Origin of the sequence: Acetobacterium wieringae (genome assembly GCF_026646375.1) — a bacterium.
Classification (GTDB): Bacteria; Bacillota; Clostridia; order Eubacteriales; family Eubacteriaceae; genus Acetobacterium; species Acetobacterium wieringae_A.
Genome location: NZ_JAIPPU010000001.1, coordinates 365179 through 381787, shown reverse-complemented (window position 1 = coordinate 381787; position 16609 = coordinate 365179). Strand labels below are relative to the sequence as shown.

10 protein-coding genes are annotated in these 16609 nt (G+C 46.2%); 2 read left to right on the top strand and 8 right to left on the bottom strand.

Annotation, left to right across the window (positions count from 1 at the left end):
- Positions 1-69: 69 nt before the first annotated feature.
- The 5 genes from Q7P33_RS01685 to Q7P33_RS01665 form a co-directional block, all read right to left on the bottom strand.
- The gene (locus tag Q7P33_RS01685) at positions 70-2262 is read right to left on the bottom strand and encodes a DEAD/DEAH box helicase (protein WP_303866801.1); all 2193 of its coding nucleotides are present in this window, start codon (positions 2260-2262) and stop codon (positions 70-72) included.
- Positions 2259-3593, bottom strand: a complete 1335-nt coding sequence (locus Q7P33_RS01680) for an ATP-binding protein (protein ID WP_303866798.1) — start codon at positions 3591-3593, stop codon at positions 2259-2261. The genes Q7P33_RS01685 and Q7P33_RS01680 overlap by 4 nt, the downstream gene beginning before the upstream one ends.
- 4 nt (positions 3594-3597) lie before the next feature.
- The gene (locus tag Q7P33_RS01675) at positions 3598-5598 is read right to left on the bottom strand and encodes a TerB N-terminal domain-containing protein (RefSeq protein ID WP_303866795.1); all 2001 of its coding nucleotides are present in this window, start codon (positions 5596-5598) and stop codon (positions 3598-3600) included.
- Positions 5599-5685: 87 nt separating this feature from the next.
- Complete coding sequence (locus Q7P33_RS01670; RefSeq protein WP_303866793.1) at positions 5686-6567, bottom strand: HEPN domain-containing protein; 882 nt, start codon at positions 6565-6567, stop codon at positions 5686-5688.
- A 20-nt stretch (positions 6568-6587) separates the two neighbouring features.
- A complete protein-coding gene (locus Q7P33_RS01665) occupies positions 6588-6749 on the bottom strand; it encodes a hypothetical protein (protein WP_303866791.1) in 162 nt (53 codons plus the stop codon).
- Positions 6750-7546: 797 nt separating this feature from the next.
- Between Q7P33_RS01665 and Q7P33_RS01660 the strand changes: the two genes are divergently transcribed.
- Both Q7P33_RS01660 and Q7P33_RS01655 read left to right on the top strand, forming a co-directional pair.
- Positions 7547-7972: a pyridoxamine 5'-phosphate oxidase family protein gene (locus Q7P33_RS01660; protein ID WP_303866789.1), complete on the top strand. Its 426-nt coding sequence runs from the start codon at positions 7547-7549 to the stop codon at positions 7970-7972.
- Between the two features lie 539 nt (positions 7973-8511).
- Complete coding sequence (locus tag Q7P33_RS01655) at positions 8512-11952, top strand: lectin like domain-containing protein (protein WP_303866786.1); 3441 nt, start codon at positions 8512-8514, stop codon at positions 11950-11952.
- Between the two features lie 355 nt (positions 11953-12307).
- Here the strand turns inward: Q7P33_RS01655 and larA are convergent, their stop codons facing one another.
- From larA to lctD, 3 genes are all read right to left on the bottom strand, one after another.
- Entirely contained in the window at positions 12308-13579 is a 1272-nt protein-coding gene (larA, locus tag Q7P33_RS01650; RefSeq protein WP_303866782.1) for a nickel-dependent lactate racemase, read from the bottom strand.
- Between the two features lie 79 nt (positions 13580-13658).
- On the bottom strand, positions 13659-15200 hold the full coding sequence (locus Q7P33_RS01645) for an L-lactate permease (protein WP_303866779.1): 1542 nt from the start codon (positions 15198-15200) through the stop codon (positions 13659-13661).
- Between the two features lie 8 nt (positions 15201-15208).
- The gene (lctD, locus tag Q7P33_RS01640) at positions 15209-16609 is read right to left on the bottom strand and encodes a lactate dehydrogenase subunit LctD (RefSeq protein ID WP_303866777.1); all 1401 of its coding nucleotides are present in this window, start codon (positions 16607-16609) and stop codon (positions 15209-15211) included.

The following is a 16609-nucleotide window of genomic DNA, read 5'->3' as shown; positions in this document are numbered from 1 at the left end:
TGCTAATGGGTAATTTTTACCGTTTATTTTGGGAAGTTTCAAAACGATATTGACACAGTGTGCCTTAAATTAAGTTTGCTTGGCCCCGGGGCCACAAATATCCTTCAATATTTCTTGCGCCCCTTTAACATCCAGCACATTTCTCAAAAACGCCTCTCTTAGCAACTCTTTTGGAACCATATAGTCATATTTATCCATCCTTAGCTGCTGTTGTTCGGAAATAAACGCCTCCGGGTTATTAATATCGATCTGGGCTTTTTTAAGAACCGCCTTAAACTCCGCAATGCTTAAATCACTTCGAATTTCCAAGTGATGTTTTCCCTCCCTGATCGTGTAAATCTGTAGTTCCTCTTTCAGACCGCATAACAGCAGATTATTAATGGTAAAAAGCTGCCTTGTCCCCACCCAGGGACACAGATAAAAAGAATTCGTATTGCCGGGAATAAACTCAGAGTTTAAAAGATGATTGTCTTTCACAAAATCACGGGTTTTGCTTAAAAGATCCTGTGAACCCGGCTGGAGATAGGAATACAGCATTTCTTCCTGTAAGACCTTTTTCATCTGCGCAACAATTCTGGTATGGATCAAACCAGAATGATCCCCCATCCACTTCGGAATCCGATTGTTTTTCACCAGTTTGACATAAATCACTTTCCGATCCTCGTCAATCGAAGAAACCTGCCAGCTACGACCAGCCAGGATAAACACTTCACTCACTGCCGGGCAAGTGCTTAAAGTGCCGATTTCACCGTTTCGACTAAAAACGTGGTAAACTTCCTCATCCTGAAAAACCGCATAAAAACTGTAATGCTGGACAATTTTTTCTCCTTTTAAGCCGATAATTATTTCACCAGAATCCATGCGCTGGAGATAATCGTCGGCCATCATTTTTTGCAAAAGTAAGCGGTATTCATTTTGATCAATGCCCGCAAAGGGTGCCATGGTCAGGACATTTTGGGCCAGTTCCGGAGGCTTAAGTTCCCCATAAGTAAAAAGGGTGCTTAAAGTCTGATGGGCCAGCAGACTAAAAGGTTTTGGCTTAACTTCAAAAGGCTCCACCCAGCGCTCTTCCAGATATAATTGGATCACGGCAATTGTCCGAATCAGATCCCAGGGGATCATCGCAAAGGGACTGCCCCGGTCTTCCTCAAACTGATTGACAAACAGCATTTTAGACTTTCCGGTGCGCCTGCCCGACCGGCCCAGCCGCTGAACAAAACTTGAACAGCTAAAAGGTGCCCCAATTTGAATAATCGAATCCAGATCACCGACATCGATTCCCAGCTCCAGCGTCAAAGTCGCCGCGGTGACCGTCGGTCCCTGCTGTTCTTTCAGGGCGGCCTCGGCTTCGTGACGCAACATCGCTGAAACACTGCCATGATGGACAAAGAAGACATCCCGTTCATGCTTTTTAACGGCCAGCGCTTTCATCTCGTTGATCACTTCTTCCGCACCCGCCCGGCTGTTTGTAAAGATCAGACACTTTTTATCATGACAATGCTCATAGATAAAATCATTATAAGCAGCTAAAACATCATCTTTTGGGGCATCCTCTTCGGGCAGGACAAAACTTTCAGCCGCAAGTAAAACGGTTCGCTGATGGCTTTTAATTCCCACCGGAATGGTTTCTCTTCTGGTTCCGGCAGATAAAAACGTCATCGCCGGCTGATAATCATTAAGCGTCGCCGAGAGCCCGATTCTTCGGGGTTTGCAGCCGGTCAGTTTTTCCAGCCTGCTTAACAGACAGATCATCTGCAAGCCGCGGTCGGCACCCATCAGGGCATGGATTTCATCAATTACGACAAAACGTAAATCCGCAAACAAATGAGCCGCTTCTCCCGGTCGTCGCATGATCAGCGCTTCCAGAGATTCGGGCGTAATCTGAAGAATGCCTGTTGCTTTGATTAAGGCCTGTTTTTTCAGGGATTGGGAAACATCCCCATGCCAGGGCCAAACCGAAATGTCACTTTCTTCCAGCAGATCGCTCAAACGCTCAAACTGATCGTTGATTAGCGCCTTTAGCGGGCCGATATACATAATTGCAATGGTGTTTGACGGAAGCTGCTGCAATTGCGTAAGCATCGGAAAAAAAGCGGCTTCCGTTTTACCCGATGCAGTTCCCGAAGCAATAATGACATGGTCGTCGGTGTCCAGAATGGCCTCACAGGCCTCAACCTGGACTTCCCGTAAATCCGTCCACTTTTTTCGATAAATGTATTCCTGGATAAAAGGTGCGTATCGTTCAAAGGCTGTCCTGCTCATATGTCAAATTCGGCAAACAGATCATCATGATCACTGCTGATTGTTTCGGGGTCGCTTTCAGCACTTTTGACGGCGTAATTTTGTTCATTCATTAAAGCATCAAAGCTCGTCTCCGGATTTTGATAAAGGATATTTAACAAGCCCAAAAAATCCCGGGTAATTTCCCGGGGCGTCAAGAGCTGATCAGCCCCCAGACGAGAAACCACAGTCTTTAAAAATACCGTCAATTCATTTTCACCAAGCCTGCAATCATAATTGTAATGAGCGCTATGGAGTTCGCAAAGACGTTCCATCAGAATGAATAGTTCTTCCGGCGAGAGCTGGTTCAGTTTAATAACCGGGGTGGTAAAATCAACAAAATTCTGACTGCTGAAGCGGTTGTCTTCGAGCCGTGTCCGCAGGGCATCATAGTTAAAAAGTCCACGCCGCTCATCATAAATAAACTGCGGGGTTCCGCTAAAAAAAACGCCAATATTTTGGGCTTTTCCCTGCATTGTGTCGTTAAAAATAGTAAGCAGTTTTTCATAGTTGCTGTCTCTTGCCTGTTTATGGGGAATTTTGTAAAGATTAACCCCTTCATCCAGAAAGACCAGCAAGCCTTTGTATCCCGCTTTTTTGACAAAGACGGCAAAAAGTTTTAGTATTTCATACCAGCTCCCATCTTCAATAATGCAGTCAACCGGCAGATCCTTTTTGGCTTCAGTTTTAGTCGCATATTCCCCTCGCAACCAGCGCAGGGCATTTTGTTTGAGATCGTCATCGCCTGTTTTCATTCCCCGCCAGTAGGAATCGATGACATTGGAAAAAGCAAAACCATAGGCCAGCTCCGATAACTCCATCATTGTTTCCGCAATCCGCTCACTAACCGCACCAACAAGTTGAGGTTCATTGGGGCGATAACCACTTTCCTTGCTGACGGCGGACTGCAGCCCCATAATCCATTTTTGCAGAATGGCTTCCAGCGATCCACCATCCGGCCGGGTCGGCGTCGAAAGATGCTGTAATAATTCCCGATAGGTTGAAAGCCCCTGACCTTTGGAACCAGTCAACCTCCGCTCCGGCGAAAGATCAGCATCAGCGACAACAAAATTCTTGTCCATGGCGTTATTTCGAATCATCTGCAGCAGGAAACTTTTACCGCTTCCGTATTGACCCGAGATCAGTCGAAAAGATGCGCCGCCGTCTTCGATGGTATTCATATCGTTCAGAAAAGCGTTTACTTCATTTTGCCGGCCCACGGCAATATGGCGCAATCCAATTCTGGGTACCACGCCGGCAGTCAGTGAATTAATTAATGCGCCGGATTCTCGGCGGCTAATTGTTGGTGCCATCGTTTTATTCTCCTCTTAATGATTTTTTCAGGATAACCGCATACTCCGCAACAACCTCAAGCTGCGTCTCAATGATAATATCACCCAAAAGATTGATTGCCAGAGCATTAATGTCATCGATTAGTAATTCCGGCATCGTCATTGCCTCTTCGGCAATTCGCTCCAGCTCAATTTCAGGTTCTTTAAGGGTCAGAACAGCAATCAAACTTTGCCGCTGCTCCGGCAATATTTCTGTGACAAATTCCTGAAGCTTTTCCGGTAACAGGGTTTTATCAAAATCTGCCTGGTTTTCTATAACAACTTCAATTTCAGGGGGATTTTTGAACAAAAAATCAATTTCGTCTCTAAAGTCATCTTCGATAATTATCCGTTCGCCTTCGATGCTGATTAAGTCATTTTGTAAATAACGGTCCGCCAGTCGGTTGATTGCAGAAATTGTTTGAGTATCGACTGGCGCCAACTCGGCTTCGTAATCCGACTCATAAAGCTTTTTAAGAAACGCTCGTTCATTTTCAGAAAGGGCTTTGTAAATGGCGTTCACCTCTTCAACTTCGGTTAATAACATTTTTTTCGTTGGTACGACCAGCTCTTCGCTGGCCACATCTTCCACCTGTAAGATTGAGCGAACGGCATCAGACTGCTTACGCAGATCATCGATATTCTCAAAATCCAGTTCAAGTTTTGCCGGTTTGGTTTCTTTATTTGCTTCGATTTCTATTAATCCGTATTCTTTTTTCAGAAACGAAGCGATCAGATTTCCGGTTTCCTCATCGATCTCAATGCCCCGCAACCGCCCTTTCGTTCCATAAATCTCACGCAGGGTATTTTCCCCAAAACGGACGAGCTGGTTAACATAATTTCTTAACTGCGGCGCTGAAGAATATTCTTTGACTGTAACAGAAATGGTCTGATTGGCCTGGGGGCAAAGGGCACTTCGGTACAGATAACGCTCTTTGGTGATGGCCTGTTCGGGACCGAATGTTTCCAAAAGCCCCTGCTGGCTTTTTTTCCTTAAAAAAGCATCCGCCAGTGAGACAATCCGGGGTATCGCCTCTTTCATCACTTCGTGATAGCCGCTTTGATAAAATTTACTGCCTTTTATGGAGTAATCACATAAGGCGTCAACCAGTTCAAAGCTCAGTTTAATCGGCACATCCTGACGATGCTGTTCGATAATCGTATCCGTTACAAAAGAGGCCTTATGAAAAGAAGACTCGTAATTTGCAAAGCTTGGCTCAATTCCATTTAGATAGGCGAAGTCAAAGGACCAGTCATACAGATAATTATTCAATTTGGGAAAAGCTTCCCGATAGGCTTCCCAGATTTCCAGCAGCAGGGTATAGCCTTCACCGGGTGTTTGATATCCAACCCCGTTTAATAATTCATAGATGTAGATAAAGATGTAAGACAAATCAGTATCAAGATAGTTTTTCTTTCTTATTTCAGAGCGCCAGTAAAAATACCATTTTCGCTGCGGACCTGACATACTTCGATAAGACGGCCAGTAGGACATAAAGGGTACGAAAATGGTTTCTGCCCCTTTTTTATCAGCATATTTTTTGATATCCTCAAAAAATTCTTCATGGGGATTATGATAGGTTAATGATACCGTAAAGGGGATCGGTACCGAAGAGCCCTTTTCTGGAATGGTTTGTTTATTTTCCACTTCCCCTGATATGGTAATATCTGAGAAGCTTTGCTTTTCTGGTAGCGTATTTTTAATTTGTTTGACTGTGGCATTTTCTGAAGGCACTTTTCTAACCTCCATCATTTTCCTTTTAATTTGCCGATAGAAAATGATATAGTGAATCACAACAACAAGCCAGATCAGCGGTGAAACATCCGGGAAAATCAGAGAAATTAATAAATAGGCACCGCCGAGAATGAGCGTCAACTTTTCGGCATAACTTATGCCCAGGTAAATCATTACAAAACAATTGACGACCGGCACAAAAGAAAGAATCCGCATGCCTGTGCCGGGGAGTTTTGGGGTTGTTTTATTCATGTTAAGCCTTCTTTCTGGATTTGATTTTCAGATATGACTCAGTCAACTGAATAGATGAACAGCACCATTATCCCTTTGTGTTCCAAATCAGTTAACATAAATATCAATCGGGATAATGCTTTGTTTTAATGTTTGAAAATATTTTCGAGTATTTGCTTTTTTTTCAGGTGTAAGGTCATAATTCAATTCTTTCTCAGAGATAATTTTTCTAAAAACTCTTCGAACATAATCATCAACAATTGTTGATAAGTTTTTTAAACTTTCACAATTATTTTCTTTTAAATATTTTAAATTAACACCGTGAGAACTATCCGAACGTATCCCGTATGCTTCTTTCATATAATTAATAATTTTTTCTCTTTCCTCATTATTCTTACCAATATAAGCTGCTGTAATATGCGATATATTTGTTTTGTGTTTTTCATTTATCGCATACAGACATTCTAAAATTGAACAGTACTTATCAATCTTACTTGTTAACTCGCCTGTCCTTCTTGCCTCTTGCAATAGTATTAGAGCCCTTGAAAAACTATTTCCTTCCTTACTAATTGCTTTGTCAATTTCCCATACTGTTGTACCCCCACTGCTCGTACAATTGATATGACCCATTTTTGATTCATCTGGTAGCAGACAGCTATACACTTCATACATTCTTTCAATTGCCTCTTTTACTTCATCAACTGTTAAAAATGTCTCTGCTATAGAACCATTACTTAAAGTTACTGCCATATCCCTTTTTGTCTGTGAATTATAAGTATTAAACAGATTAAGCCAATAAATATACGTAGCCGAAATACAAGAATCTTTTATAAACCAACTTCCTAAAGAAAATGCTTGTGCAAAATTATTTAAATGTATTGCTTTATTACCATATTTTTCATCACATTCATTTTTTGACCATACAAATTCTTCTTCAATTGTTGGCATTAAATAAACCATCATTGGTTTTCTTAATAATGCATTATACATATTTACACCAATTTGATTTTTTAAGTTTGTTTTTTTATTAAAGCCATTACATTCATTTTATTAACAATTAATTTTCCATTTGCTCCAACTATAACTCCCTCAATATTAATATCTTTCTTAATATCATCAGGTATAAATTCAAAGCTCCTATCGCTAATATTTAAATTATCTAATCTATTCAATAATATATTCATTTATATCCTTTCATAAACTAAAAATAATAATTGATCCGCAAGTCAATTAAAGCATCTTTCTTTTTATTCTCTTCGATGAATTTAGAATGCTTTTTTCTAGCTTTTTTATTTGCTAGAAATACCAATACCCCTGTGGAATTATAAGATAATCACTAGCGTCAAACTTTTAATACCTAATTCACCTCTAATCGATCTGATGAGTTATTCCCAATTTGGAATACCAAAGATTTTGGAAATACTTGCCCAAATATAATCTGATCGAACTGATCAAAAATAGATTTGGTGGGTTATTCTTTTTAAAGGGAGTCGTCAAAATCCGAGGGAATCAGCCCTCTCTGTTTGCTACGGTTAGTATGGGTATTTTCCACCGCTAGCGGTGACACCTCCCCCTAAGTTTTAAATTAAACGATTCGAATTTACTCACTGCTTAATATTATACGCTCCCCCCCTCAAAAAAACCAGCAATATCACCGTTTTTCGCCACGTTCCTTCCCCCTATTCACTTTATTTAGCATTTGTCAAATTTTTAAGCGCCGCCGCTGATTTCAGCTCACAAAACCGCACCCCCTGACAAGAGAATGCCAGCTTTGGCGTGATCCGCTATCCCCACCGGATTATTTTTGTGAATCCCCGCAAATTTAAAAAAACTCGGTTCAGATCTGAAAATCCCTTTAGAATCTGATATAATATAGGATAATTCAGTACCAGACCTTTTATCGGCTCATCAAGAATTTATTGACTCAGGCCGGAGGCCTCTTCCTCCCGCCTGATGAAAGGTGGTAACTATGTTAGCCAAACTGGAAAGCCTTCTGGGCGACAATTCTCTCTGTGTTTTATGTACCGAAACTGATGGAAACCCCCATTGCTCATTGATGACCTATCTGCTAAGCGACGATCAGACCACGCTTTATCAGGTCTCCACCCGGGAGTCCCGCAAATTTAAGAATCTGCTGGCCAATCCCCGGGTCAGTGTCCTAGTCGATAGCCGCCAGCACCAGAGCCAGGGAGCCAACATCGTCTCGGTAACCTTTTCCGGACTGTTTAAGCCCCTGGCAGAATCTGAAGTCCAGCCGGTCAAGACCACGTTCGCCGGGAAACATCCGGAACTGATGGAAATCCTCAACCGTCCCGACAGTGTTGTCTTTGCGATTCAGTTACAGTCCTATCTGCTGCTGGATGGCCCGGTGGCGGCTGAGCAGGGCGAATTATAAAGTTTTTCGGCTTTATGAAAATAGCGAGGTCTAAGCTAAAGAGCTTAAACCTCGCTATTTTTTATATTTATATTAATCTTCATAATGTGCTTTGATTGAAAAGGTCAGATTACGCATCTGCCAGCGCCTCTAACTCAGCCATTGATTTGACAACCACCTTACCCTGCCTAACTTGCTCGATGCTGCGGTCAATCATATCCAGATACTCGGCATTGCGGGCTGTTCTCATGATTTCATTGTCTTTTTGTACAAATAATTGTACCACGATACCGGTCAGCTGTAAAACATTGCATAATTTTCACTTTTATGTTTTAATGAAACTATCATTTTTAAAAAAGATTTCAATATTCTTTCTGCCGCTTTAAATCAGTAGTCCGTATTGAGAAAGATATCTTTTTTATTTATCATCAGTTTTTATTATTTGAATGATCAGTCAGACTGATTCTGCGAATTTTAGCCGTCTCCGGAGTATTTCCCAGTTACTTTCCGGGTTATATTTCATTTTGCCCTCAGTGCTGATTGAACCGAAAGGAAGAGAGATGCTTAAAAAACTTAATTTATTGTTAATTGTAATCGGTTTACTGTTCCTGCCCACGACTGCCTGGGCGGCAGAACTCCAGTCCGGCCCTTTAAACCCGGACTTCATCGCCTATCAGGAGGCTATGAAAAACGACATGACCACCGCCTCTTCCGAATACAGCGGCGTGATCCCCTCCTCGATTGCCCCGACTCAAAGCACCACAGCGACAAGCCAAACCTTGCCGGCGTCCTATGATCTGCGCGATTACGGCCTGACCGCTCCGGTTAGGCACCAGAGCAGCTGGGGTGCCTGCTGGACCTTTTCCGTAATGGGATCGCTGGAATCCTATCTCAAACAGGAACAAAAAACATCAGTCGATCTGTCCGAAAACAATCTGGTCTGGAATAACGGTTTTGACTACACCCAGCCTGATACTGGCGGTAACTTTTTAATGGCTGCTGCCTACCTGGGCCGTTACAGCGGTCCAGTCAGCGAGGAAGATGATCCATATATGTCGGCCTCACAGCAAGGGCTGTCTCCCCTTTATCATGTCCAGTCAATGCAGTCTATCTATTGTAACCCTCCTGCCGTCAAAGAAGCTATTATCAATGGCGGCGCCGTCGCCACATTCATCCATTCGGAGACCGGCAACAGCGACTATTATAATGCCCAAACGAACGCTTATTACTATTATGGCAGCCAGGGCATTAGCCATGCCGTTCAAATTGTTGGCTGGGACGACAATTATGATAAAAACAACTTCGTCACTACGCCGGAAGGCAACGGTGCCTGGATCATCCAGAACTCTTATGGACAAGAATTTGGCGAAGGCGGCTTTTATTACCTATCCTATTACGACAGCCAAGCCTGCAAAGAAGTGGGTGTTTTCCACAATGCTGAAGCCACCAATAATTATGACCGTTCCTATCAGTACGATTATCTGGGCTGTATCTTAACCCGAGGCTATGGTAATCAAAGCGCCTGGGGAGCCAATATCTTTACGGCTTCAGATGCCCAGGAACTGGCTGCAATCTCGACCTATGCGGCCGCTCCCAACACTACGATTGAAATAAATATTTATACCGATCTGACCGATGCCGACGACCCCACCAGCGGCAGACTCCAAACCACCCAGACTGCCTCTTTTGATTTGGCCGGTTATTATACCATCAGCCTTGATCAGTCGGTGGCGCTGGCCGCCTTTGAATCCTTCTCAGTGGTGATCAAATATACCAATCCATGGCTGGCCACACCGATTCCTGTCGAAGAAGCGCTTCCTTATTACAGCAGTCAGGCCTCAGCCAATCCCGGCCAAAGCTTTGTCTCTGCCAACGGGATTGATGGCTGGGAGGATATCTCGCTTGATGAAATCAACGTCTGCATCAAGGCCTTTACCAAAGAACTCGAGCCCAGCTCCGAACGTGATGACCTTCAGCAGGCCACCATCGATTACCGCACCCATATCCAGAATCTGGGCTGGAACGATGTCACGGAAAATGGCCAAACCAGTGGGTCCACCGGTGATGGGCTGCGGCTGGAAGGGATTCAAATTCAGCTTGATCCAGAAAGCTACGATCTGGGCATTTCCTATCGGACCCACGTTGAGAACCTGGGCTGGCAAAACTGGTGTTTTGATGGCGCCATGAGCGGAACATCTGGGCAGAGCCTGCGGCTGGAAGCCATTGAACTTGCCTTAACCGGATCTGATGCCGATTTGTTTGAACTCTCCTACCGGGTCCACTGCCAGAATGTCGGCTGGATGGACTGGGTAAAGAATGGTGCCACCGCTGGTACTGAAGGCCAGGGCCTGCGGCTGGAAGCCATCGAAATCACCCTGACCCGAAAAACCGCTTCTGAAACCGCGGTTACCAAACTGACCGCTCAAGCCAACGATCAGGCTATTGATCTTTTCTGGCTGACCGTTGACGGTGCCAGTTCGTATCAGATCGCCATGTCATCAGACGGCCAAAACTATGACCTGCTTGAGGCATCCATTTCTGAAACCTACGTTCAGAAAATCAACCTGACCCCGGGAATTCGCTACTGGTTTAAAGTACGAGCAGTAACAGAATCCGCCACCGGAGACTGGTCTGATCCCGTCACGGCGGTTGCCAACGTCGATGATCAGGGGACTGCCTTTGTGGGTGACATGCTTCTAATTACAAACGAATCAACCGATATTACCACCACCGAGTCCACCGGCGCCTTACCGGCCGTTTCCGCATCGGCCCAGACGGAAAGCACTGCCGAAGACCCCGAACCACGGGGCATTGATCGCATTGTCCGATCTGACACCGGGTATGATCTGTCCCGCCTCGATCTTTCGACCCTTCAAACCAGTCAAACCTATGTCCAGGGCGATACCCATTCTTTCTATGTAACCAGTGAAACCGAAGATGATCCGGCGCCAATTACCGGCCGTTGTGCTTATGACGGTCAGTTTGTTCAGATCTGGGTGGACAATGCCGAAGACGCCGTAGTTAAACTGACTGACGACCAGGCCGCTGAAATCGGGACAGAATTCGATACGATTATCTATCCCCTGGTCACTGAAAATTTCTATGCTGTCCCCGATCTGGACGGCAATGGTAAAGTCGCTATCCTCTGTTTTGATATTGACAATGATGCCGCCCAGGCCCAACTGCCGGATGTTTATACTGCTGGTTATTTTGAAGAGAACGACCTCCTGGCTGAGGGTAACTCTGATCAGCCTTCCAATCAGATGGAAATCTTTTATATCGACACCTATCCAGCTATGATGGAAAGTTATGCCAATTTGGATGTCACTCATCCCATTGTAGACCGCTGCTATCTCTCACTAGCCCATGAACTACAACATATGGCCAGCTTTAACTGCGATGTCCTGGTTGAAGGTGATCCCAACTGGTGTGATGTCTGGATGGACGAAGCCCTTTCACGAGCAGCTGAAGATCTTTATTATGAAAGTAAAGGGATTGACAACCGAACTAGAACCAATAACATCCGCTGGTATAACGGCGTCGATGCGGCTGAAATTGCCGCCGGCAAATCGCTACTTGACTGGGATGGCAGTCTGGCCTCTTATGAACTGTCCTATTTCTTCTCCCAGTATCTGCGAACCCAAATTGATCAGACTCAGGGTGACGGCCAAGGGGTTTTATCCTATCACGAGATCATTACTGATCCCTGCAATGATTACCAGGCCATTGAACATGTCATTCAACGCCAGATCGATGAAGACCTGACTTTTGGCGAATTTATGACCCTCTTCCGGGCCGCCATTCTGTTTAAAGCCGACTCCGGCCCCTATGGCTTTAACGGTGAAGATGGTTTCGATGCCCTTCAAACGAAGCTTTATTCCGGAACCCAAGCCCAGCTTAAAGGTGGTGGGGCGATTGTGACGCAACTCAATTCAACCTTTACGCCATACCCACACACATTCGGCCATAATATCTGCTTTACTGGGATATTTGGGCAGTGATTCATATACGATTATACGACATCTAACCATTTCTCGATTTTAAATTCTTACTTGTTCTTGACAAGCGTAAAATCCAGGTATAATACAATGTTGTAATCTATTGCAAGAAATTGCGCAGGGCTAGAATTGAAGAGATGCCCGTATGATACCACGGGTGGCACGACCGGGTTTTTCCGGAGCGGCCCTTGGTATGATGCGGGCTCTTTTATTTGCTTTACACCCCTTTTCACAATCCTGATGCTATTTAAAGGTCAAATATGAACGACAATGATCAACATTCGAGCCACATTCAAAATTTTTTACCTTTCAGTGCTGCTTCAAATTTAAGAAAGGGGCGTTTTTCCTCCCGCTGGTCTTATTCCACAATCACCGCCACCCCATCGGGGATCACCGTCACGGTGGCCGCTTCATTCTTTAAATGCGCTCTTGCCAGCGCCAGTGCTTCATTGACATCCTTGGCCGGGGTCATCTGGAATTCTTTAATCATCTCATCCGGGGCAGCCGAGATATAAATCACCTTGGCTTTTAACAGAATCCGGGCCAGGATCTGGGCTTCCCACTGATCGGGGATGGTTTCGTTGCGGGGGGTGCTCACAAAACCGGCCAACATCCGCTCAAGATTTTTTTCATCTTTAAAGGTGTTAAAAAAGGCGGCCCCGCCATGGCCATCTCCTGACTTAGCCAGCATGATAATCACCCCGCCGGGCTTGACGGCGGCTTCAGCGGCGGTCATCCCTTTCACAGCCTGATAAATGTTCTGATCCAGCGGATAGCCACCATTGCTGGTGATGACGATATCGCTGGGTGTGGCCTTGACCTTGCAGAGTTGCTCCAGAAAGGTCCGGCCCTTGATGTGGGCGGCATCGCAATCCCCGGCCACGGCATAGATCACCTCTTTTTCGGAATTGATCACGACATTGACCACAAAGGCCAGTTTGGCGGTGCGGGCAGCATAAAGCATATCGATGTGTAAGGGGTTGCCCTCAATCACCCCGGTGCGGGCGTTGGGATGGGCAATGAATTCGCCACAATGATTGGCCAGCACACTGACCCGGCTGGCAATGCCCGGCAGCACGCTCTTCCGGCCACCGGAAAAACCGGCAAAGAAATGGGGCTCAATAAAGCCTTCCGAAACCAGTAGATCAGCCTCCGCTGCTAACTTGTTGATGATCAGGGCCCCGCCGGAGGGCAGAGTGCCAATTTCCATCAAGCTGCTGTCATTGCCGGAATCATGGACGACAATCCGCTCCTGATCGACGATGGTTTCGCCAAATTTACCGACCAGTTCCTCCCGGGTGGTCAGACGGTGAAAGCCGGTGGCAATTAAGATGGTGATCTCCGCATCGGGATTGCCCCGGCGGATTTCTTTTAGCATCAGCGGCATAATGATTTTACTGGGCACCGGCCGGGTATGGTCACTGGCAATAATCACGATCTTTTGTTTGCCAATCGCCAGCTGACTAAGCTTTGCCGAGCCCTCAGGGTTCGCAATCGCTTCGGCCACCAGCTCGCTTTGGCTAAGCTCCGGGTGATAATCTTCAATCTGCGAGAGCAGCACACCATTTAAGCACGCCTCCTCAAGCACCAACGCTTGTTTTTCTTTTCCATAGGGTATTTTAATTTCCATAAACGTTCCTTTCTGATTAGAGAAAAGACACCAGAGACGTTTATTCTCCAGTGTCTTGATTTATATCTGACAGTATTTTTTATCCAAAAGTACTCAACAGCCCTTCCAGTAGCGGTGCTCCGAAATAGACAACCAGTCCAATGACGATAACATAAACGGCACAAACCTTCATGGTGGCCTGGAGAATCTTGCCTTCGCTGCCGATGATGCCGGTGGCGGCGGTGGCCACAGCAATACTTTGGGGCGAGATCATCTTCCCGGCAGTGGCACCCGCGGTGTTGGCGGCGGCCAGCCAGTAGGGACTCATGCCGATGGCATTGGCTGCCTCCACCTGGAGTCCACCGAAGAGCACGTTGGCCGAGGTGTCACTACCAGTGACAAAGGTCCCCAGGGCTCCAATCAACGGCGCAATCAGGGGGTAGAAATCGCCGGTGACCAGCACCAGAATCTGGGCAATGACACCGATCATGCCGCTATACCCCATCACCTTGGCCAGGGCCACAATCGACATGATGGTAATGGCGGATTTAAACATCTGCTTGACGGTTTTACCAAGAATCGTGCTGATCTCGCCAAATTTCACGCCCTGGATAAGCCCGCCCAGATAGGTGGCAATGATAATCAGGGTTCCCGGGGTGGCCAGCCAGTAGAAGGTCATCGGCTTGCCGTGGGGGCCGGTGTAAATCTGCACCGTGGTGCTGACCTGTTTGAGCAGCCCGTTAATGGCCGGGAACAGCGACGAACAGAGAATAATAATGGCAAAAACCAAAATAAATGGAAGCCAAGCCATCACGGCGGTCTTTAGCGGAATTTTTTGCCCATCTTTGGCGGCGGTATCCTTATAAAAGACCTTGGCCATGGTGATCACCACCGCCATACAGATCACCGAGCCGACAATCGCTGGCAGTTCGGCACCCAGCACCTTGGCGACAAAAATCTGCGGCAACCCGAATGACAGACCAGCCATCAGGGTAATCAGGAAAACCCCCTTGATGGCTTTAACACTTTTGCCGGTAAGACTGACCAGAATGAAGGGAATAATCACAATCATCACAAACAGCTGGATGGCAATGGTAAAGGACAAATCGTTTACATTGAGGCCAGTTACCGACGCCAGCGTGCTGACCGGCAGACCGATAGCCCCGAAGGCTGTCGGGGTGGTGTTGGCAATCAGACAGATAATGGCGGCAAAGACCGGATTAAAACCCAGAGCCGCCAAAATGCTGGCGGGAATTGCCACGGCGGTACCAAACCCGGCTATGGCTTCCAGAAAACCTCCGAAGCCCCAGGCCAGAATTAAAACCAGAATCCGTTGATCGGTGGAGACCGAACTCATCATTTTTTTGATGGTTTCCATCCCGCCGGTGTGGGTGACCAGGTTATAGGTAAACACCGCCGCAATAATAACAAGAAAAATCGGCCAGATCGCCATGGCAGCCCCTTCCAGAGCCGCCGTCAGGCTATCGAGTACCGGCATCTGCCAGACCAGAATACTAAGCCCAATGGTCATCGCCAGGGCAATCGGACAGGCCTTCTGGCCGGGGATCTTTAAGACCCCCAGGGAGACAATCAGCCAGATCACCGGGATCAGGGCGATAAAGAACAGTAACAGGTTATCCATATCTCCTCCTACATCTGACAGACTTTTTTAGGATTTAACAGGTTTTTCGGATCAAAGGTTTGTTTGATTCCAGCCATCAGGGCCAGATGTTCGGTGCCAAAATCATTGAGCAGATATTGGCGTTTGGCATAGCCGATGCCGTGTTCGCCGGAAACCAGTCCCTCATAGGTCAGGGCCTTAGCATACATCCGGTCCATCGCTTCGTTAAGCTTGGCTTCCCATTCCTGTTGGTCAAGCTGGTCGCGGCACACATAGATATGCAGGTTACCGTCGCCGGCATGGCCAAAGCTGGGGATTCGGACATTCATTTCCCGGGCCAGTTCATGGGTAAACTCAATAAACTCGGCGATCCGGTTTCGTGGAACCACCACGTCGCACTCATCCATTTCGGTGGTTGAGGCTTTAATCGCTTCCAAAAAGGCGCCCCGGGCAGACCAGACCGATTCTTTCCGTTCGGCAGTGTCGACAATATAGACATCCTTAGCCCCTTCAGCCAGACAGAGATTGGCAACCACTTCGTATTCGGCTTCCACCTGTTCCTTGGAGTTGCCATCAAAAGTCAATAGGATATAGGCGTTGCTGGAAGAATCCGGGAATTTTTTACCAAGGAAATCTTCGGCAAACAGAATGGTCTGGCGTTCCATAAATTCGATGGCCGTGGGAATCGCCTTGGATTTGATGATCTTGGGCACAATTCCAGCGGCATCGCCGATATTATCAAAAGGAATCAAAAGGCTTAAGGTCATCTTGGGTAAGGGCAACAGTTTAAGGATCGCTTTGGTGATCACACAGAGGGTTCCTTCGGAGCCAACGACCAGATCTTTTAAGCTATAGCCGGAGCTGTTCTTAACGATTTTGCCGCCCAGCTCGATGATTTCACCGTTTGATAAAACCACCGTCAGACCCCGGACATAGTCCCGGGTGACACCGTATTTCACGGCTCGCATGCCACCGGCGTTAGTACTGATATTGCCGGCAATGGTGGCCGATTTTTCACCGGGATCAGGAGGATAGAAAAGATCATTTTCTTCCACAAATTTGGACAGTTCCATCAACAATACCCCGGGTTCCACGGTCACAGTCAGATTTTCGGTGTCCAGTTCGAGAATATTGTTCATCAGTGTGGTTTCCAGCATAATCCCACCAAACAATGGGACGCAGGCTCCCACCAGCCCGGTGCCGGAGCCCCGGACGACAACAGGAATATTGTGCTCATACGAGTATTTCATGATTTTTGATACTTCTTCGGTGGTGGTGACTTTGATTAGCACTTCCGGATAGGAATGAATGCTGCCCAACTCATCATGGCTGAAATCTTCACCGATCTGATCGCCAACAAAAATCCGTTCAGCGGGAATCAGCGCCTTTAAAAAATCGATATCGTTTGCTTCCACTTTTTTGTAATTCAT

What these genes read in the sequence shown, in the direction of transcription:
- Q7P33_RS01660 (WP_303866789.1), top strand. Translation starts at nt 7,547, where the DNA reads ATGTTAGCCAAACTGGAAAGCCTTCTGGGCGACAATTCTCTCTGTGTT.
- lctD (WP_303866777.1), bottom strand. Translation starts at nt 16,609, where the DNA reads ATGAATTACAAAAAAGTGGAAGCAAACGATATCGATTTTTTAAAGGCG.
- Q7P33_RS01655 (WP_303866786.1), top strand. Translation starts at nt 8,512, where the DNA reads ATGCTTAAAAAACTTAATTTATTGTTAATTGTAATCGGTTTACTGTTC.
- Q7P33_RS01675 (WP_303866795.1), bottom strand. Translation starts at nt 5,598, where the DNA reads ATGAATAAAACAACCCCAAAACTCCCCGGCACAGGCATGCGGATTCTT.
- Q7P33_RS01685 (WP_303866801.1), bottom strand. Translation starts at nt 2,262, where the DNA reads ATGAGCAGGACAGCCTTTGAACGATACGCACCTTTTATCCAGGAATAC.
- larA (WP_303866782.1), bottom strand. Translation starts at nt 13,579, where the DNA reads ATGGAAATTAAAATACCCTATGGAAAAGAAAAACAAGCGTTGGTGCTT.
- Q7P33_RS01670 (WP_303866793.1), bottom strand. Translation starts at nt 6,567, where the DNA reads ATGTATAATGCATTATTAAGAAAACCAATGATGGTTTATTTAATGCCA.
- Q7P33_RS01680 (WP_303866798.1), bottom strand. Translation starts at nt 3,593, where the DNA reads ATGGCACCAACAATTAGCCGCCGAGAATCCGGCGCATTAATTAATTCA.
- Q7P33_RS01645 (WP_303866779.1), bottom strand. Translation starts at nt 15,200, where the DNA reads ATGGATAACCTGTTACTGTTCTTTATCGCCCTGATCCCGGTGATCTGG.